Annotated in this window: 25 protein-coding genes; 18 read left to right on the top strand and 7 right to left on the bottom strand. The window is 43.1% G+C overall.

Annotation, left to right across the window (positions count from 1 at the left end):
* Positions 1 to 26 precede the first annotated feature (26 nt).
* Positions 27 to 1,322, top strand: coding sequence for a site-specific DNA-methyltransferase (locus OC193_RS09415; protein ID WP_048666444.1), 1,296 nt, complete (start codon positions 27 to 29; stop codon positions 1,320 to 1,322).
* A gap of 245 nt (positions 1,323 to 1,567) precedes the next feature.
* On the opposite strand, the gene OC193_RS09410 is transcribed toward OC193_RS09415, so the two are convergent.
* From OC193_RS09410 to OC193_RS09390, 5 genes are all read right to left on the bottom strand, one after another.
* Positions 1,568 to 1,768 (bottom strand): helix-turn-helix transcriptional regulator, encoded by a 201-nt coding sequence (locus OC193_RS09410; RefSeq protein WP_004733439.1) that lies wholly within the window; start codon positions 1,766 to 1,768, stop codon positions 1,568 to 1,570.
* Positions 1,769 to 1,849: 81 nt separating this feature from the next.
* On the bottom strand, positions 1,850 to 2,230 hold the full coding sequence (locus OC193_RS09405) for a hypothetical protein (RefSeq protein WP_048666442.1): 381 nt from the start codon (positions 2,228 to 2,230) through the stop codon (positions 1,850 to 1,852).
* The gene (locus tag OC193_RS09400; RefSeq protein WP_048666441.1) at positions 2,227 to 2,481 is read right to left on the bottom strand and encodes a hypothetical protein; all 255 of its coding nucleotides are present in this window, start codon (positions 2,479 to 2,481) and stop codon (positions 2,227 to 2,229) included. Before OC193_RS09400 ends, OC193_RS09405 begins: the two co-directional genes overlap by 4 nt.
* Before the next feature lie 178 nt (positions 2,482 to 2,659).
* A complete protein-coding gene (locus OC193_RS09395; protein WP_048617912.1) occupies positions 2,660 to 2,923 on the bottom strand; it encodes a hypothetical protein in 264 nt (87 codons plus the stop codon).
* A 169-nt stretch (positions 2,924 to 3,092) separates the two neighbouring features.
* Positions 3,093 to 3,755, bottom strand: coding sequence for a LexA family protein (locus OC193_RS09390; RefSeq protein WP_048666440.1), 663 nt, complete (start codon positions 3,753 to 3,755; stop codon positions 3,093 to 3,095).
* 124 nt (positions 3,756 to 3,879) lie between these two features.
* Here OC193_RS09390 and OC193_RS09385 point away from each other — a divergent pair, with 124 nt between their 5' ends.
* The 5 genes from OC193_RS09385 to OC193_RS09365 all read left to right on the top strand — a co-directional run bounded on the left by OC193_RS09385 (position 3,880) and on the right by OC193_RS09365 (position 6,755).
* Entirely contained in the window at positions 3,880 to 4,074 is a 195-nt protein-coding gene (locus tag OC193_RS09385; protein WP_048666438.1) for a helix-turn-helix domain-containing protein, read from the top strand.
* A 70-nt stretch (positions 4,075 to 4,144) separates the two neighbouring features.
* Complete coding sequence (locus tag OC193_RS09380) at positions 4,145 to 4,693, top strand: toxin YdaT family protein (protein WP_048666437.1); 549 nt, start codon at positions 4,145 to 4,147, stop codon at positions 4,691 to 4,693.
* A 262-nt stretch (positions 4,694 to 4,955) separates the two neighbouring features.
* On the top strand, positions 4,956 to 5,771 hold the full coding sequence (locus tag OC193_RS09375; RefSeq protein ID WP_053085073.1) for a hypothetical protein: 816 nt from the start codon (positions 4,956 to 4,958) through the stop codon (positions 5,769 to 5,771).
* Positions 5,758 to 6,177, top strand: a complete 420-nt coding sequence (locus tag OC193_RS09370) for a hypothetical protein (protein ID WP_048666432.1) — start codon at positions 5,758 to 5,760, stop codon at positions 6,175 to 6,177. The genes OC193_RS09375 and OC193_RS09370 overlap by 14 nt, the downstream gene beginning before the upstream one ends.
* On the top strand, positions 6,177 to 6,755 hold the full coding sequence (locus OC193_RS09365; protein WP_048666431.1) for a hypothetical protein: 579 nt from the start codon (positions 6,177 to 6,179) through the stop codon (positions 6,753 to 6,755). Before OC193_RS09370 ends, OC193_RS09365 begins: the two co-directional genes overlap by 1 nt.
* Before the next feature lie 53 nt (positions 6,756 to 6,808).
* Here the strand turns inward: OC193_RS09365 and OC193_RS09360 are convergent, their stop codons facing one another.
* Together OC193_RS09360 and OC193_RS09355 are read right to left on the bottom strand one after the other, a co-directional pair.
* Entirely contained in the window at positions 6,809 to 7,942 is a 1,134-nt protein-coding gene (locus OC193_RS09360) for a hypothetical protein (protein WP_048666430.1), read from the bottom strand.
* A 4-nt stretch (positions 7,943 to 7,946) separates the two neighbouring features.
* Complete coding sequence (locus tag OC193_RS09355; protein ID WP_048666429.1) at positions 7,947 to 9,536, bottom strand: AAA family ATPase; 1,590 nt, start codon at positions 9,534 to 9,536, stop codon at positions 7,947 to 7,949.
* Between the two features lie 399 nt (positions 9,537 to 9,935).
* Between OC193_RS09355 and OC193_RS09350 the strand changes: the two genes are divergently transcribed.
* The 12 genes from OC193_RS09350 (at position 9,936) to OC193_RS09295 (ending at position 18,991) form a co-directional block, all read left to right on the top strand.
* Entirely contained in the window at positions 9,936 to 10,148 is a 213-nt protein-coding gene (locus OC193_RS09350; protein WP_048666428.1) for an HP1 family phage holin, read from the top strand.
* Complete coding sequence (locus OC193_RS09345; protein WP_048666427.1) at positions 10,129 to 10,656, top strand: lysozyme; 528 nt, start codon at positions 10,129 to 10,131, stop codon at positions 10,654 to 10,656. The genes OC193_RS09350 and OC193_RS09345 overlap by 20 nt, the downstream gene beginning before the upstream one ends.
* Positions 10,657 to 10,667: 11 nt before the next feature.
* The gene (locus tag OC193_RS09340; protein ID WP_048666426.1) at positions 10,668 to 11,024 is read left to right on the top strand and encodes a hypothetical protein; all 357 of its coding nucleotides are present in this window, start codon (positions 10,668 to 10,670) and stop codon (positions 11,022 to 11,024) included.
* The gene (gene lysC / locus OC193_RS09335; protein ID WP_230852429.1) at positions 10,981 to 11,238 is read left to right on the top strand and encodes an Rz1-like lysis system protein LysC; all 258 of its coding nucleotides are present in this window, start codon (positions 10,981 to 10,983) and stop codon (positions 11,236 to 11,238) included. The genes OC193_RS09340 and lysC overlap by 44 nt, the downstream gene beginning before the upstream one ends.
* Before the next feature lie 270 nt (positions 11,239 to 11,508).
* Positions 11,509 to 11,979 (top strand): hypothetical protein, encoded by a 471-nt coding sequence (locus tag OC193_RS09330; RefSeq protein ID WP_048666425.1) that lies wholly within the window; start codon positions 11,509 to 11,511, stop codon positions 11,977 to 11,979.
* A complete protein-coding gene (locus tag OC193_RS09325) occupies positions 11,960 to 14,056 on the top strand; it encodes a terminase gpA endonuclease subunit (protein WP_048666424.1) in 2,097 nt (698 codons plus the stop codon). Before OC193_RS09330 ends, OC193_RS09325 begins: the two co-directional genes overlap by 20 nt.
* Positions 14,053 to 14,274: a hypothetical protein gene (locus OC193_RS09320; protein WP_048663569.1), complete on the top strand. Its 222-nt coding sequence runs from the start codon at positions 14,053 to 14,055 to the stop codon at positions 14,272 to 14,274. Before OC193_RS09325 ends, OC193_RS09320 begins: the two co-directional genes overlap by 4 nt.
* A gap of 76 nt (positions 14,275 to 14,350) precedes the next feature.
* Positions 14,351 to 15,760, top strand: a complete 1,410-nt coding sequence (locus OC193_RS09315) for a phage portal protein (protein WP_230690973.1) — start codon at positions 14,351 to 14,353, stop codon at positions 15,758 to 15,760.
* Positions 15,741 to 17,771 (top strand): ClpP-like prohead protease/major capsid protein fusion protein, encoded by a 2,031-nt coding sequence (locus OC193_RS09310; RefSeq protein ID WP_048666422.1) that lies wholly within the window; start codon positions 15,741 to 15,743, stop codon positions 17,769 to 17,771. Before OC193_RS09315 ends, OC193_RS09310 begins: the two co-directional genes overlap by 20 nt.
* A gap of 47 nt (positions 17,772 to 17,818) precedes the next feature.
* Positions 17,819 to 18,160: a capsid cement protein gene (locus tag OC193_RS09305; RefSeq protein WP_048666421.1), complete on the top strand. Its 342-nt coding sequence runs from the start codon at positions 17,819 to 17,821 to the stop codon at positions 18,158 to 18,160.
* Positions 18,160 to 18,486, top strand: coding sequence for a hypothetical protein (locus OC193_RS09300; RefSeq protein WP_048666420.1), 327 nt, complete (start codon positions 18,160 to 18,162; stop codon positions 18,484 to 18,486). The genes OC193_RS09305 and OC193_RS09300 overlap by 1 nt, the downstream gene beginning before the upstream one ends.
* A complete protein-coding gene (locus OC193_RS09295; protein ID WP_048666419.1) occupies positions 18,467 to 18,991 on the top strand; it encodes a tail protein in 525 nt (174 codons plus the stop codon). The genes OC193_RS09300 and OC193_RS09295 overlap by 20 nt, the downstream gene beginning before the upstream one ends.
* The last annotated feature ends 9 nt before the right edge of the window (positions 18,992 to 19,000 follow it).

Genomic DNA, 19,000 nt, shown 5'->3' with positions numbered 1-19,000 from the left:
CTCTGTGTCGTTAACTTGGAGTAAATATGTTCTCAATAATAAACAGTAAAATCAGCACCTTATCAATATCAATTGGATTAGGCAAGTGTCTACAAAAAGACATGTTTGCAGAAGATTCATTATCTACTTTGCACGTTGCTAATGATACAGATTGCACTGTTTTTTGTGGCGATAACCTAAATCACTTGATAGGTATGTCTGAAAAGCATTCAGATTCAATAGGTTTTTGCTACATAGATCCTCCGTACAACTGTGGTAGTAAGTTCATCTACAACGACTCTCGAAAAAGCCCTGATGTCGGGTTGTGGGGAAAGCACTCTGAATGGATGGAGTTTATGCTTCCTAGACTAGTCGCTGTTCATTTCTTACTTAAAGATTCTGGAGTTATTGCGATAAGTATTGATGACTATGAGTTTCCTTACCTTAAAGTGCTGATGGACAAAGTTTTTGGAGAAGATAATTTTCTCGGCAATATCGTTGTGTGTCGCTCAAAGAATGGAAAAGGTAGCAAGAAGAACATTGCTGCAAGTCATGAGTATTTAGTCGTTTACGGAAAGACAAATAAGGCGAAACTCCGAGGAGCTATGGATGATCCTGAAAAGTACGACAAAGCTGATAAGCACGGGCGATACAGAATCGATGGATTGTTCAGGAAGAAAGGCCAAGCCAGCTTAAGGACTGACAGACCAAACATGTTTTACCCCCTCTACTTTAACGAAGTTGGAGAAGTTTTTCTGGAGCCTGATCCACATCTAAAAGAGGTATATCCCATCGACTCAAAAGGAGTTGAAAGACGCTGGCTATGGGGTAGAGACACTGCAAAGGAACGTGCTTGGCAACTGTATGCAAGCCCGAAAGGAACAGTGTATGTCAAAAACTATGCTTCTGATGAAAAGAGAATAAAAATTAGAACGCTGTGGAATAAGAGTTCGTATTACACAGAGTGCGGAACTAAAGAAATCAAAGAGATATATGGTGATAAGCTTTTTGATACTCCGAAGCCGCTAGAGTACATAAAAGATATTATTGATCAGATGTCTCAGCCAGACGATTTGATCTTAGACTTTTTTGCAGGTACGGGAACCACTGCTCACGCTGCTTATGAGCTAAACAAAACTGACGGTGGAAATCGCAGGGTAATTCTTATGGAATCAAAAGACTTGATCTCAGAAAACCATATCGCATTTAAATCTGGCTACAAGAGTATATGTGAAATCACAGCGCAAAGACTAAAATATTTGAGCTGCAAAGATAGTAGCTATACATATACAGTAGAAAATGTTAGTGACTCACTCCAACCCGCAGCGGAAGCCAACTACTAGGTAGCAAAAGCATTCCCACATATGGGAATGTTTTTAGTTAGTTGATAAAATTAGGTGCTATCGCCAAAAACTACTTTTTATTGTATAAATCCCCCTATATTCACATGAGCTGAACGGCTCTTCTCCGCTTAGAGGATATTGATATCTCAGCTCTTCTCAAAGGTTATATTGATAAATCCTATGGAAAGAATGCATCAGTTTGTTCTAGTCAAAAAAGGGAAGCGCTTGCTTCCCTTTCTAAATGCTCAAATCATCCCGCGCTCTTTCGCCCATTCAATGAACTCTTTGTAAGGACGTTTTCCTCTCATGCCTTTCACCGCTTTTGGGAATCCGAGCTCTTGAGTCCAACGCCACAGAGTAGGCTGGCTAATACCAAGAGTTTCACGAACCTCTTTATCACTGATGAAAAAGCGTTGTGTTGCTAGGTTTATCGTTGAATTGGCCATTTTAATTTCCTCTATTAGCTGAACTTTTCATATAACAAACATAAAACACCGCACAAATAACGGCATAGACGGCGAAACTGATCATTGGGCAACTCCTTTTGCTGGTGGCATAATTCGTACTCGGTTCGTGGTGTGCCAACACATTGCATCACCATTAAACAAACCGCCTTGGCGTAACTTAGCGCAGCCTTGTGGTAGCTGTTCACCACATTTACCGCAACAACCCAAATCGATTTCTATCTTGGGTATCTCGGCATGAACACGATGAATAAGCGACTGCAAAGCTTCAATTTGGGTGTAAGGTTCCCTTGGGTAAGCGAAGAACTGGCATATATCATTAAGCTTTGTGATTTCATTGGGTGATAACGTCACTCGGATATCGTTATTGCCACTGGTTTTACGCTTATCCCTTAGGCGCTTGGCGCGAACTGCTGCTTGTTTGCGTTTACGTTCCTTAGTCATTTTGCAGCTTTTCGCTTTCGAGCGGTGGCCTTCTTTTTTACTGGGGCAAGCAACTGGCGAGCTTTTGCTAAACAAAAGTCGAAACACTTGCCGCCACGGCCTCCGAACGAAGCGGTGGTTCGATAGATTTTAATCGCGAAGTTACAAGCCCGAGTTGCTTCGTCACGCTTGTAGCCTTCACCAAGTAAGATTTGATGAATCTTTTTATGGATAAACTCTTCCTGAGAGTTTCGAAGTGGGGGAGTCGTCATTACACAAAGTTCCTTTGGTTTCAGGATGAAACCTGGCAATCAGTCTACGTACTTGAAATTGGTGGTCAGCCAGTTATATACTGATTGCGAGGTTTAGGTTTGGTTATCTAATTCTCATTGCACAAAGTAAGCCCTTATTGGTTTGGTCACCGATAGGGGTTTTCTCTTTTTCAGCCTTTCAAAATCTCATTTCATTCAATTTAGTGCTCAATTGGTCAGAAAGAGCCTTGAACTGATGGATCGTTTGGGCGTCTTCTTTTCCTACGCTTACTTCCAAATTTTCACACCTATCGCTTAGCTGAATGAGTTGTTCTAGATCGTCATAAAACGGATCGCTTTTTGGCATCTTTGCTAGGTAATGTTCGAAGCTCGTTCTATGTAATTGAATAGCTTTAGCGCCTTCTAGAGTTTTGTTTATGTCTGTAAGAGATAAATACGTCATGGGGTTTCCTTTTTACTTTAGGTACATTGTTATTCGTCATAATGTATCCTTAAGGTACTTATTATATTTGTTCTTGTAAAGTACATTTTTTGGGCTTCATTTGAATTTTACGAATTTAAGGTACAAAAAAAGCCGCTATTGTGAGCGGCCTTCTTTGAGTGATTCTTTGCTACAAGTTCATAATGACTTGTTTTACATAGCCGACTATTCGGCAATTCCCACTGATTGGGATAGGGTCATATTTGGGGTTCAGTGGGACCAAAAACTTATGTGGACCATCAATCTCTAGCTTTTTAATCGTTGCCTCTGGAGCATCATTAAGTGTCGCTACGACAATCTTTCCATTATCAGGGCAGTTGCATGGTTCAACTACTACAATGGAGCCTGCTGGTATCGACGGGGAACCATGTGGATTGGTCATAGAGTTGCCCGTAACACGCATGGCAAAGGCCTCCTCACTGATATTGCTTGAGGTTGTTTGCCAGTCTAACTCCTCGTAAATAATGTCTTTAGAGTCGATTTTACCCCAAGAACCTGCTTGCACATGACTAAGAATAGGTACTCGTCTAGTTTGTGTTGTAGTGAATTGCGTCGACGCTTCTTTTAGCTCTTCTTCAGTATGATCTGTATCTAACCAACCTTCTGGCATGTTGAAAGATTTCTCTATGTGTCGAGCAATTTTTGGCCCAATAGCACGTGTTGCGCCTTTTCCCATAAATCGACTGGCTTGAGTTGTAGAACGGTCAATTTTGTCTGCAAATGCCGTAGTACCACCAACTTTTTGAGCGAGAGATCGTGCATTTTCTCTTCTAATATCTTCTGCAGTTTTCATTACATCTACCTGAGCATTTTTAACTACTTAGAACATGTTGTTACTTTAAGAATTTGTTCCTAAAAGGTACATACCCTTGAAGGTACGTTTTGTTTGTGTATTATGTACCTTAGAGGTGCTTAATATGTATAAAGAATACTGGTGTCAGTTATCTGATACGCAAAGAAAATCTATGGCTAAGAAACTAAAAACAAGTACAGGGTACTTACGTTTGGTGATTACTGGACACAAAATCCCAGGGGCTGCATTAGCAAAAAACTTACATGACGTAACTAATGGAGAGGTCGATAAACATCAACTGAGGCCAGATATTTTCTAACATCATATTAAATTTTTCAGGTCAAGGCTGATCACCAACATTCTGGATAAACAACCAGTAAGGAAGAACCATGCAACCCAGTTTAAAAAGCGTTATGCATAACGCGGTAGTCGCTTGGCGAAGTGATGCTACGAAAGAACAAATTGCAGAATACATTTCTCGTTTTTATCACAAGATGAAAATTTACGAAGAGGAGGACTGCCAAAGGGAACATCTTCTCAAAGTGCCGTCGGCTTTCAACAATCCTAACAACACTCAGAATTTATTTCGTTATGTCAGCAGAACAAGCACAGAGGCCAAAGCCAACGTGATGGATTTGTTGCCTGCAATTATTGCAGCCATGCCTAAAGCTAGGGCAACGGCTGCACTGAATCAGTTCTTAAACCCGCTTGGGTATTCAGTTGCGGCTATTGGCTCCAGTCAAACCATGGCGAACCGTGACCAACTACTCGCCGATTTTAGTAAAGAGTCATCTGAAGCACTCCGCTCGATACTATTGCTTGGTGAACATGCCACGTCTGAACAACTTCGTGATGCCTACCGAGAGCTACAAGAGAGCGCCGGCTCTCACGACCCGTTACTTAAATACTTAGAAACATTGATGGCGCAAAAAGGCTGACCACCTGAATGCATTTAATGACTACGCGAATTAACAAAACAAGAGAACTTTGTGCAATGAGTCTTTTTTATCAAAATTACTATGGCCAAATGCTGTGGATAGCAAACAACGGCAATTGTCGTTATGTGGTGTCGCGCAATAAAGCGAAGCAAATCCTACAAACCATGAAGGCGAGGGCGGTTAAATGATCGAATTTCTAGATAGGCCCATCGCTTTTCATCGACCATTCGTCAAGCTGGGCATCGGCATTACGGGCGCATTAATGCTAAGCCAAGCGATTTATTGGAGCCGAAGAACCAATGTATCCGGTTACTTCTATAAAACTCAAGCTGAGTGGGAAGAAGAAACCGGAATGACACGGCGCGAGCTAGACACTGCACGAAAAAAACTGCGTGATTTAGGCATTCTTGAAGAGAAAAAACAGGGGGTTCCGTGCCGTATTTTTTACAAAATCAATGAGCCAAACTTGATTGCACAATTGCGCCATTCTAGTTTGGCGGAATGCGCCAAGCAGTGTAGTACAAATGCGCCAACCTGTGCTGCACAAAAGCGCCAAACTAAAACAGAGACTACACAGAGACTACCAGAGACTACTAACAATAAAGATCCTGTGTCGGTGATTGAATCTTGCTTTGATCGGCTTTGGGCCGCATACCCAACCAAGAAATCGAAGAAGAACTCGTTAGCAAAATTCAAAAGTATCGTGACAGCGCAAAGTGAACCTCCGGAAGTGTTCACCGAGATGCTCTGTCGAGATGTAGAAACTCGTGTGGCCAATCGACAGTTTGGTTTCGATAAGCTGCACCTAACGACTTACTTGAATCAAGAACGATGGAACGACGACCATGAAAAGACTCGAACAAGCCAAGCAGCACCCAAAAATCGAGTCGAGCAATACAACGCCGAGTTGCTCGAACGATACGGACACACTGCCACATCGATTGGGCGACAAAGTGATTCTTTTGAACCTAGAAGATTGGATCCAAGTCAAGTTTGTGGAGGCTTACGGGACGAAATGGCCGCATCAGGCACTACCATCGACTTGGACTCAAGCGATTACAACGATGTCGGTCAGTGAGATTCGTCGTGCAGTCAATCAGGCTTTGTTGGAAGGGGGTGTATGGCCACCAAGCTTGCCAGAGTTTGTGTCTATGGGACGTGAAGAGTTGGTTGATATTGACGAGGCATTTACTCGAATGCTTCGTTGTGAACCCAAGGGGGATATCGAGTACTGGACATCGCAAGAGGTGGGTTTTGTTTGTAGAGGCCTGCTAAGCGAACGTGAGGCTAGAGTGAAGTTCCGAAAAACGTTGAAGAAGTACGCAGATAAAGCCAAGGATGGCTCGCTCCCCTCAAGAAACGCGATGCGTTTGACCGATAAATCTAAGGTCAAACCACTCAATGAGCTTGAGCGCCCCAATCCTAAGAAGTTTCGAAAGAACTCGGTATTTGCTAGGGTCGCAGCTCTGGGAGCGAGGGCGTAATGCAAATTGAAAAGCTATTGGCAAAGTTCAATGTAAAAGGGGTCACCTACGACCTTTGTTCTGGCGGTAAGGGGGGACTTTCTCAGGATGAGCAGCTGGCAATTGTTGGTCTAGCCTGGAAGGAAGCACCAGTAGGTTTTTTGGTGTTATTCGTTGAGTATTTGCAAGATAGGCCTGCACTTAACAAGCTTTACCAAAGCACCTTACAGGAAGCCAACACGCTAATGGAAACATGGCGCGGCCCATACCCAGATAAAGCGCTCCAAGCCTTAGTCTCTACCGCGATTGCAGAAGCGACGCAGCAGTTCGGCCAAGTCTGCCCTGAATGTAATGGTAGCGGTAAATACATTGCCAAAAACCGAGCAAGAAGAACCTGCCCATGCTGCGATGGTGGCCGTATAGGCTGGACGCAAGAAACGCGCTTTGCTTTCTTTTGCCAAACTTTACCCGTCACCTTTTCACGCTTTAAGAAATACGAAACGATTCTTAGAAAGCTAGTAAAACGCTTGGTGGATAAGCGTAGTGCCGCTGCTTTGGCATTGCAGGGAAGATTGGAGAGAGAAAAGGAAATCGCTTAGGAGTAGTGCCAGTAGAAATTTGCATTATTACTGGCACATAGTCATTCTAATTCTCAGAATGACTTAATTGGAGGAAGGGATAGCACACACCCCCAATCTAAGAGCTTTTGACCTATAAAATCCCATTGAGATTTGATATGAGGTGTCAATCTATTATAAATAGGCCTGAGGTGAACTTTTTTCATTTCATCAATACTTTCGACCAAGATTTTTTCACCTAAACCGTCAATATTTATACAGTTCTCGCACTGTATGTTTGTTTTAACATTGATACATTTTTTAATTTGTCTACAAGGCTTAGTTTGAAATAAAGGTTCTTGCACAAAAAAAGGTTCCCAGAATTCATAGTTGTAGATTGAGTCCAGATCCCAGCTTTTTGCCAGATTAATACCCTTCTTATGATCAAAGTAACGTCGGAATTGGTATTCTTTATGACGATCATAGATTTCAATTTTATCCAAAGTATCAATCTTGCTCTTATCAACTACGTTGATTAATATTTCGTGTGGTACAACACATTCGGCTTCGTGGAAATCAAGAACAATACATTCCTGATTGACAGCATAACCACGCTGTTCTCGGTCCAATTTGAAGGCTTTTGAAGTATCCCCTTCTGCACCCAAAGGGTGTTTTTTATCGTTGTCTAAAATACATATGCCAAAAGATTTATCTGAGAGCATTCTTTTGTATTTTTTATGAGTTCTTGAGCCTCCCCCCTCTAGGTTGTTGAAGGACAAGCTTATGTTCTTCCCAAATCTTAACTTAGTAATTGTTTTGGCAATAAGAGTGAAGAATTCACAGTCAGAATCATCTTCTGCGAGGAAAGTGCATTTGTTTTTAAATGATGCCGATAACAAGTAGTGATAAGATGAGGTGATTTCAAATCGGTTATTAATAATTGAACTAGTGATATTTTCCTTTTCCAAGGAAAAGTCGATAGTTAAATCGACACTGACGTTATTTTTTAAAGTTCCAATTTCATTTTTTAGGTCTAAAAGATCGCTTGAGTATTTATTATGAACATTACCGAAAAGACCACTAGTGACTATTTCTTGACATGTTTTTTTAGGGCAATAAATGATATGTTTTCTTTCGCCATGTGCCTCTAGGAAACTTTGGATAGCAGACTGTTTATTAATATCATTATAATAATCTTTTGGATTGCAGTTCTTTATTTTAACAAACATTTAATTACCTACCAGAAAAGAAACCAATAGGCCAGTTAATTAAATCGCCACATTCATCAAATTCTGATTTGCTAATGCTTGTTAATGTATCTTTTTTATCAAATATATATATTCCCGCTAATTCTGGGCAGTTGTTTTCTTCTATATAATCGCCAATGGCATCGAGCATCGTTTTACTATGAGTTTCAAATATTATATTTATCTCTCGTTTGTTTCTATTATTAGTGTTTTGGGCTATAGCGGAAAATACACGAGCAAGAATTGATTGGAATTCAGGGTGTAAATGTAATTCTGGTTGCTCAATCACGAATGTTATTGGTGACTTTTCCCTCCTAAATCGAGGAACTTCAGTCTCTAACCATAGAGTTGTAACTATAGGTAGAATTTGCGAAAACCCAAAGCCCATATCACTGATGTTTTGGGTCTGATTATTAACAGTGACTTTGATTTCATAATGTAAACTATTAGTCTCTGGTACGGAAACAAAGAAACCAAAATGCAGCATTGACCACCTTTGGAAACGCTTGATCTCATGACTGCGTAAGTTTCTTAAAAGCATAGCCAAGTTCGAGCCAGTGTGGTCAATTTCTTCTACTCTTAAATCCTGGAATCGATAGAACCTTTCAGCAGTGGCTCTTAAGGGGGCTACATATTTAATGTTTTTTGCATAGACTTCAAAGTATCTATTAATGTGGTTTACAATTTCTGGGATATAAATGACAGTTGTATTATAATGAATTTGCATTATTTCATTTGAAGTTAAATCTCTTTTTAGTTTAAATAAACTAGTTAACTTATACTCAATTTGTTCTTTTGATGAAAAATTCAAATGATCAACTAGCATGTATTCTAAGTTAGTGTCATCATAAATATCTTCTTCTAATAACGGCTTTAGTATGGAAATTATTTTTTTGATGTTCTCTCTAGATATTGCGTCGTTTGCATTGTATGCTTCGTTCAATTCATCTAAGTAGTCATTTATATCTTCATTCAACTCTATTTCACTATCATTGTTTATATCTAGGTCAAAAGTTTCTATTTCTTCTTTTGTGAGCATGTTATGATCAAAGTCACTGCGCTCAATTGTAGGGATAAATGAATTCCTTAGATTGTAACTAAAGAAATCAACATTAAGGTTAACACCATCTAAAAATATTGTATCTTCTAATGAAAAATCAATATAGAAATCAATACCAGAGACATTTAAACGGATAGACTTAGTAGTTGTTCTTTTGTTTTTCTCTGTTACTTCTAAGTTTAATTCTACAGGGTGTGTGCAGTTTTTTAATTTTGAAGGGTAACCCTTATTATGAACGTTTAAATCAAACTTATAGTCAAAAAATATAGAGTTATCTTCGGATGTTTTATTTTTTGCTTCAGAAAATGCACCATAATCAACATACTGTCCATACCAAAGGATAGGACCACTAGTGTTAGCTTCGATAGACTGTCTTAGTAGTGGGAAAGTACGAAGTAAACTGCTCTTCCCACAACTGTTTTTTCCAATAAATACGGTTATTGGTTTCAATTCTACATATTCTTGTTCCGAATTATTATCAAAACTTCTTAGGTTACGCACACGTATAGCTTTCATCTGAATACTCTATCGTCATTTTTTTTTATTGTAGTAAAATCAAATGTATAGATGAAGTTTTTTTGTGTAAAGATGGTTTGATATTTGACATTGCCCAAAATAGTGTCAGAACAAACTAACTTGTTCGTTTGATTTTTAAGCAATATTTGTATGATTTTAAATGAGCCAGTGTGGCAACTCACCCAATTGAGCTTTAGCTTTTAGTTAATAAAATTTGCTATTGATAGCCGAACTAACGATTACTTCGTCTAAGTGTATTGACATTCAACTTAAGTTGCTGCATTGTTTCCACAATAGAAAACCTCGCCTAACCAGCGGGGTTTTTTCGTTTCTACCGTTTATAATTGATAAAGCACCCCTTTCCACTGTGAAAGTTGGGTGCTTTTTTGTGGGCGTCATATGCAAGAAAAACTCAGTTCATTCTTTTCATATCTCACTAGCGGCTTACTGGCTCTTACTGGGGCATTCAGCATCCAAGATTGGGCAGCGCTGATTGGTTTAGTGATGGTGTTTGTCACTTACTTCACCAATCGCAGCATTAAACTCAAATTGCTTGAGGAAGTTCGCAAGCAACGAATTTCGGAAGAGCTCTATGAAAAACTTAATCAATAGAACCGTCTGTTCTGTCGCGGTTGTTCTTTCTATCGTCTTTAGCCTTACTCCAGATATGCAAACCAGTCAGCAAGGCCTAGCACATATCGCCAACCTTGAAGGGTGCCGAACAAAAGCTTATCAATGCAGTGCTGATGTTTGGACCAATGGTCTTGGTCACACAACAGGCGTGAAACAAGGTGATGTGGTCAGTGAAGAACACATTGCTCGTAACTTCATTGCCGATATTAAAGTCGCCGAAAAGTCCGTAAACAAACACCTAACCACTGACGTTACTCAAGCTCAGTTTGATGTCCTGGTGAGCTTTGTGTTCAACCTTGGCACTGGCAATTTTAGACGTTCCACCATGCTTAAGTTGTTTAACCAAAACCAACCCTTAAAAGCGTGCCTCGAACTTTCACGTTGGGTCTATGTTAACGGTAAAAACTGCAGGGATCCTGATAGCCAATGTTCAGGGGTCGTGAAACGTCGCGAAATAGAACAACAAACTTGTTTGAACGGCTGGTAATAAGGGACTTTATGAACTTCTCTATCAAAAATGCTTTGTTGATAGGTTTGGTTATTTTGCTGTTTGGTAGCTTCGTTTTCTCTGCGTATCTGCTTGATTTAACCAAGGTGCAAGCAGAGCGCTACGGTGAGCTTCAGGGCCAGTTTCAAGACTCACTCAACAAAAATAAGTCACTGTCTATTACTGTTAAAACCTTAAGCGATGAAGTTCGGCAGGCTCAAAAAGCTGCGGATGAGTTGCTGCTAACTAAGGCCGCTCGGAAGACTGAAACAATTCGCACAGTGACCCAAATCAAAGAGGTTCTGATACATGAAGAATGTGCAAATGTGCCTATTCCTAATTCTTCTGAGTGGTTGTACTACCACTGAGATTATCACTGAATACCAAGACCGCTTAGTTCTTCCTCCTGCGGTTTATCTGACTTCTTGCACACAACCTTTTATTGTTCCGCCTAAAACCTACGGTGAAGCAGTAGAGCGCGATCCTATGTGGCTAGAAGCCTGGCGCAATTGCGCTAACCAAATCGAGTATTTACGTCGCTTTTATGGCTACGAGAGTGCAATACCAAATACGGGCAAATAACACTTATTACTTGGGTGGTCGTCCACCGTTATCCGTTGCTGCCCGTAATTCATTCCTTACGAGGGTGTGCAAGCGTGGGTTCCTCGCTGTCTTGCTTGTTAGCCATGATCATATTCAGCTCGATGCTGAAACTCCTTATATGTTAGCGCAAGTCCAGATTCAGAAAGGAACAAGCAGAGTTTGAGAGAGCTTCATTAATCAGCAACGTCAGCTTAATGCGAATAAGGGCGTGACACTCGGAGAGACGAGATTCATTCAAGAGGGCTTTTAATGAACAATGAAAAGCGACTTTGGAATTTAACTGAGTTGGAAGCGTTCGATTATCACCGCTCTACGATCCGAAAAAAGCTTAAGTCTGCAGGCATTGAGCCAATCGCCTATAAAGGCAATATTCCCCTTTACGATGTGGTTCAAGTTGCCCCGTATTTATGCAAAGCAATGATTAAAGAAAGTGATGCTCCGGATTTGATGGGTTTTAAAACCGCCGCTGAGCTCAGAGCCTACGTTCAATCCGAACGAGAGAAGTTAGCACTGCAGAAAGACTCAAACGAGTGCATTGCAAAAGAAGACTACGAGAATGAAATAGCCATTTGTATTTCAGGTGTGAAGGGCTTTAAAGACAAAGTGATAACACGTATTGAATCGGCGATCCCAACGGCAACAACGCAGCAGTTAGAAGATTTAGAAAGCTTACTTAATTTTGATTTAAAGGCGGTATCTGATGGGCTTGAACAAGTTTGATTCACGCCTTGGTGTTCAATTCGCCGATGCGGGCAAGATCCGGCGAGAGCTCGCTTATCTTTGTGCGCCAACCGATAAAACCCCCATTGAAGCCGCCGATGAAGATTTGTGGATCTCAGATGGTACTGACGTAACGAAGTTTTTATCCTCATTGGTGCCTTATATGAAAGAGCCAATGAACTGCTTAGCAAGGCGCATTTATGAAGCGGTGATTGTGGTCGGCCCCGCACGTTCGGGAAAAACTAAAGCGTTAGTCGAAGGGTGGATTAATTACACGGTGACGCAAGCTCCTGGCGATATGTTGCTGATTTACAGCACCAAGACCAAAGCGGCAGATATGTCTAAAGCTGATTTAGACCGCTGCTTTTCAGCGACGCCAGGTATTGCTCGTTTAAGAACGGGGCGAAAATCCGACGATAACATCACCTCTAAAAAGTTTAAAAATGGCATGAATCTTAAGTTAGATTCCGCAACAGAAACCAGTTTGTCGGCGTCGACGTATCGTTATGCCGGCGCGACCGATTACGACAGAGCAGATGATGGCGTGGGCCAAGAGGGTTCGAAGTTTGAACTGATGTTAATGCGCGTTCAAAACGCCAAGTCTTCAGGCATGGTGATGGCTGAAAGCTCTCCTGGTCGTATCGTGCGACACCCTAAACCAGAAGAGGAATTACTAGCCCATGAGGCACAACCATGTGGCGGCATCGCATCGCTTTACAACCAAGGCGATAGACGCCGTTTCTATTGGTCGTGCGACGATTGTCATACGCACTTTAGGCCGGAATTCGAAACCTTAAAATGGGACGACAAAGGGGACCCGTTACTCTCGTCTCAAACCGCGTATGTGGCTTGTCCAAGGTGCGGCCATCGTATTGAAGAAGTCGATAAACATGCGAAGAACCTAAGTGGACAATGGTTTCGTGAAGGCGCGGTCAATCAATACGGTGAGTTAGTTGAAGAAGAATCAGAGATACGCACAACCAAATGGGCCACGTTTTGGTTTGAAGGGGTGATAGCCGCTTACAGCAGTTGGCAAAACTTGGTGTACCGCTACCTCAATGCCGAAGCCATTTATGAAGACAGTGGTGATGAAGGTGCACTGATCTCATTCATCAATACCCGAATGGGGCGCTCTTATATTTTGCAATCTCAAGGGCAAGATATTGGGGCTCATGAATTGATGGAAAAAGCCAAAGGCAATCCTTATTTGCGTGGGGTTGTGCCTGTTGGTGGCCGTTTCTTGATCATGAGTATCGATGTTCAAGGTGGTAAATCCAATGCTCGGTTTGTGGTTCAAGCTCAAGTGTTTGGCGAAGGGCTGCAGCGTTGGGTTATCGACCGTTTTGAAATTTTAACGACACCACATCGAAATGGTGACCGTATTAATCCAGCCATTTACGCGGAAGATTGGGATTTGCTCATCGATCAGGTGATCAAGAAAACATACCCCGTTGCCGATGGCAGTGGACGAGTCATGAAACCGATATTAACACTGTGTGATTCTGGTGGTTCGGCTTCTGAAAAAGACGGAAAGAAAACCTCAGTGACCGATTTTGGTTACCAGTTTTATAACCGCCTTAAAGCGAAAGGGTTAGCCCACTTGTTTCGACTTGTGAAAGGGGCCAGCAACAAAGACATGGATTCATTGATTAAAGAATCTTACCCAGATAAGCGCAGCAAACTGGCGCATGGTGAGATCCCTTTATTATTGCTGCACACCAATCGACTAAAAAACCGTGTGGTGGCGAGCTATTCCCGTGAAGAATTTGGCTCTCGGTATTTCCATTTGCCCGCATGGGCGGAAAGAGAGTGGTTTGATGAACTGACGGCGGAATTCATCGATGAAAAAGGCCAATGGATTTGCCCTGATAAGACGCGTAACGAAAGTTTTGATTTATGCGCGTATGCCGAAGCGGGGATGCACTTTCTTGGTGGTGATGACATTCATTGGGAAAGCGCACCCCCTTGGGCGTCTGAATGGCAGATTAACCCGAATGTGATTGATGCTGACTTACAGCCTGTTTTCGAGCGCAAGCCTAAGAAACGTTATAACCACTCAAGAGGTATTTTCGGATGAGTTTAGTGATACCGACCAATCAAGAACGTTTGCAGTGGTACCTCGAAGCCGAACAGAAAATCTTACAGCAGCAGTCGGTGAAGACGGCAGAAGATGAAGAGTTGACCTTGGCGAGTTTAGCGACGGTGCGTAAAGAGATAGAGCGTTTGCAGCGCATTATCGCTCTGCAAGTTCAAGGGGGACGACGCTCTATGATACGGAGAAATTATCTTGAGTAGCCAAAACTTGCTCGACAAGCTCGTGGCCATATTCAGTCCTAGGAAAGGGTTGGAACGTGCCTACGACAGACGGCTTTTGAATAAATACAATGCAGCACTTCCCCGTAATCCGCACACCAAAAAGACAAATAAACAATCAAAAGGCGATGCCAATTCGTTGAACAAAGGCGCGAAAGCGGTGTATCAACGTGCCCGACATATGGATGAAAATAACCCGTTTGTTACGGCCATTTTGGATGAGCTTTGCGCCAATGTGATTGGTCCGAATGGCATCATGGTGGAGCCTCAGCCTCTAAACCACAAAGGGGAAGTGCATGTCGAATGCGCTCAGGCGATCATGACCTGGTGGGAGAACTTTTCTTTAAATCAAAACATCGATGCTGAACATTCTCGCGCGGAAACGGAGTGGCTTGCGGGTCGAACATGGTTTCGTGATGGCGAGGTGTTTTGTCGAATGTTCATGGGTAAGCACAGTGATTTGAATTACCCAACAGAGACGCCCTTTGCGGTGCAACCCTTTGAGCCTGATTTTATTCCTTCCCACATAACGGAAGCTGAAGGAGGGCTGTTTGAAGGTATCAAGCGAAACAAGCTCGGGCAGGCTGTGAGCTATTTGATTCAGAGAGACTCAAGAGGGTTTGAGTTCGTTGATGTCGATGCGCAGTTTGTCTGCCATTTAAAGTTTACTCGGCGTTTTCATCAAAACCGTGGCATTTCCCTTTTGCATTCCATTTTGGATTTGGTCGATGACATCGAAGATTACGACCAATCTGAGCGTATTAGTGCCCAGATAGCGAGTCGTTTTGCTTATTACATAAAACGAGATCCGACATTGAATTCAAATACAACGGACGCGTTCGATCGCGGCGGCGATTTGTTTTTAGGGATGGGAAATTCGTTTGAACTGGCACCCGGTGAAGATGCAGGGGTGGTGGAGAACAACCGAAAAGAAACCATGAGCAGCCCTTTTCGAAATGCCCAGCTTCGATTAGCCAGTGGCGGTGCAGGAGTGAACAACTCTAGCGTCACCCGAGACTATAGCAACGGCAGTTATTCCGCTCAGCGCCAAGAGTTAATCGATTCGTTCAGTCGTTATCGAGTGCTGCAGCGAAAGTTCGTTTTAGGTTGGACTCGTCCACAGTATCGACATGCTTTGCAGATGGCGATGTTAGCCGGTGAAGTCAACATCCCCGAAGGGGTTAAGCGAGACTCTATTTTTAATGCGATCTATCAGGCGCCAGTGATGCCATGGATTGACCCTAGCAAAGAAATGGTAGGCGTCGAAAAAGGAACCCGTTTAGGTTTGCATTCCTTAAGTCATGCACAACGTGAACGTAATATTAACCCGTTGTCGACTCGTCGCGAAATTCAATCTGAACGTCAACAAATGAACGATATGCACATCGTGAGTACGTCGGACCCTGCTCATGCGGTGAAGCTCAACAATCAAAAAGAAGAGGCAAACAATGCCAAAACCAAAGAATAGCTGGTACACGCTTAAGAACGAAGCCGATGTGATTAAGATTTGGGTGCATGGAGATATCAGTGCTTGGGATATTGATGCAATGGAAATCATTGCGGCGTTGCAAGTGGCCAACAATAAAGAGGTTGAATTGCGAATGCTCAGTGGTGGGGGCAGCGTTTACCAAGGTCTTGCAATGTATAACGCACTGAAGGCGCATAAAGGAAAGGTGATGGGCATTGTTGATGGCATGGCCGCGAGCATTGCGACTTATGTCCTGCTTGCCTGTGACTCTATCCGTATGCCTGAAAATGCCATGTTGATGATCCATAACCCTACTATCGGAGCGTGGGGCGGTGAGAAGGAAATCAACTCAGCGTTTCAACAGTTGCAAGCGGCGACCAAGACCATTTCTGAAGCGTACGCTGAAAAGTCGGGTCAACCTCTTGAAGAGGTACTGACTGCCATGGAGAAAGAAACGTGGTTCACCGCGCAAGCCGCTAAAGAGTGGGGGATTGTTGATGAGGTGGTTGAAGCGGTCGACCTTAGTAACGCATTACAAAACCTCGATGAATCTGATTTTAAGAATTTCAAACAAGCGCCAGCCGAGTTGATGAATTCGCTAACGCAAAAGGCGAATGAACCGATACCTTTGGCAGCGTCTGCTCAGCCAAATGAACCTCAAATAAACAAACCTAAGCAGGTAAGCGACATGCCGAAACCAAATGAAGAATTACAAAACGCTGTAAAAGCAGAGAACCAACGCCAAGCAGATATTCGTGCGTTGTGTTCTCAACATAAAGTCAGCGAGGCACTCACCAATGAAATGTTGGCTGACTTATCGTGCTCAGTGGGACAGGCATCCACTAAGATTTTAGAAAGTATTGGCAGCCAATCAGCGGCAGGTCAACAAGAGCCTGAAGCGAATCTGACGGCCACACACATGAGACTTAGCAACGGTAACCATGTCAAAGACGAACTGCAAAATGCGTTGAATGCACGTTGTGGTGTTGCGGATTTAGAAAAAGACAACGCGTTCGGTCATGAGTCATTACTGAACATGGCGCGTGCTTGCCTCGATGTGAATGCTCGAAGCGCCATCACCAAGAATGAATTGGTGAACCGAGCGTTTAACTCTGGTGATTTTGGCGACATCATCACCGAAGGTATCCGAACCGTGATGCGTGATGAAGCGCAAGCAAGAGCCCCGATGTGGCGTGAACTGGCTAACGTAGAGAACCTGACGGATTTTCGTGAAACTGAGCTAGTGATGGTTAATGACGCGCCGGATTTGATGAAAATATCGGAAGATGGTGAATACAAAGCGGCGGTCTTAAAAGGCAGCGGTGAGCGCATTCAGCTTGCGACCTTTGGGCGTGAAATCCAGTTTACTCGTCATGCCATCATTAATGATGAAATTGGCTTAGTGGCGAAGGTGCCTCGTAAATTCATGCAGTCCGGTTATCGTCTGTCAGACAAGCTTATGTTTAACGCTATCCTCGCGGGCAAGATGGCCGATGGTGGCAATGTCTTTAAAGTAGGTGAAGATAAAGACTGGGGTAACTTTATCAATGACATTCCAGCAGGCGATTACGCGGCGATGATTATGGCTCTGCATAAGGTATTTGCGACAGCAACCACCATCCCACTCAGTGGTGAAGCAGGGCAAGGCGATGCGTTAGATCTTCGTGGTGAGGTTCTGATTGCGAGTCCAGACCATGCCTCAATGTTTGAAGCGGTTTTGAATACGGCGAGTAAACCGGATGCCTTTAACCCGGCTTATAGAAAATTCGGTAAGGTGATTGAAACTGCGCGTTTAGGCGAGGTGAATGGCGCTCTGGCACTAACAGGTAAAGACTTTGATACCGTAGTGATGGGCTTCTTAGATGGCCAGCAAGACCCATGGCTAGAAACGGGCGACGGTTGGAGCAGCGATGGTGCCAAGTTCCGCATTACTTACGACTTAATGTCGAAGGTATTGGATCGCCGTGGTATTGCCCAAGCGACCTTTGTAAAGCTTGGAAGAACAGTTTGATTTGATTCACAGGGTGAGCATTGCTCGCCCTTTTTAATGGTGACAATATGCGTTTAAGCGATGGGAAAAAGATTGTGGCGACCGTGCCAACGGGTGGTTTTAAGAAAGATGTCCCTTGTCTACTTGGAGCTTTATTAGTGGTGCCCAACTTTACGGCAAAAGCTGGTGAGACGGTGGTGTGTTACACACAAGGTCATTTTGATGGCCCGATTAAAGCCGGTGATAGCGTAAGCTTTGCATCCGAAGCGGCTTACTTTAAAAACGGTGAGTTTACCAAGACAAAGCCCACGGCATCGGGGGACGTATCTCAACCGGTTGGGGTGTTCATTGATGGTGGGGTGCTTCTGACTGGCGGTGTACTCACTGAGTTTGTGACTAACGACTCGTGATGAGTGAGTTTGAATCGGCTCGGCGTCTTATTCGTCAATCTATCCAACGCTGTTTTGGTCGTCCTCTTTTTTTGATGACGCCACAAGGAAAGCAGATTGAAGTGATCGGATACATCCGAAGTCACGAGAAGGGCGTGAATCAAGTGTATTTACTGGCTACGGATTCTGAGCTCCCTGAAAGCTGTACTTTGCTTTATCGCGATAAACGGTACCGGTTAGTTTTTGATACAGCGGCTAAAAGTCCCAACGGCACGAGTCAGCTTATGAGGGAATATGTCCTGGTATTAGATCCCCAAGGTGCGCAGCATGAGTGGTCTGAATTTTAGTCGTTCCCAATTGCTTTTAGATACTGAGTTTATTCGTCGTTATGAAGCGTTTTCAGAAGAAATTCCGAAAGCAGTACTTCGCGCGGCTTCGCTCACCTCTCGATGGTTACGAGGGGTATCGATGGCAGAGCTTGGCTATGAGCTCAGTATTGATAACAAAGCGCTGCGTTCGCGATTTCGAGTGTACAAAAACGGTCGCGTGTCGAAGCTGTGGATTGGTGTTCGTGATATTGGTGTTCACCGACTGGGTAAGCCCGTTCAAAACCGCTTAGGTGTCCGAGTGGGTGAGCATTTTTTTGCTGGCGCGTTTATTTCTCCGATGGATAGCGATGAACTCTTGGTATGGCGAAGGCGCGGTAAGTCGAGATCTCCCATAGAAAGAGTCGACATCGATATTGCGGATGATGTTGATTCGATTGTTGAGAACTACTTACCCGATATTAATCGTAAATTTGAGGCGTTTTTTCATCGTGAATTCAAACACGTTCTTTCGCTCGCCGCGTGAGTGGGTCTT

The sequence above is a fragment of the Vibrio crassostreae genome, assembly GCF_024347415.1.
GTDB lineage: Bacteria > Pseudomonadota > Gammaproteobacteria > Enterobacterales > Vibrionaceae > Vibrio > Vibrio crassostreae.
The sequence above is the reverse complement of the archived record's forward strand: the minus strand, read 5'-3'. Positions and strand labels throughout refer to the sequence as shown.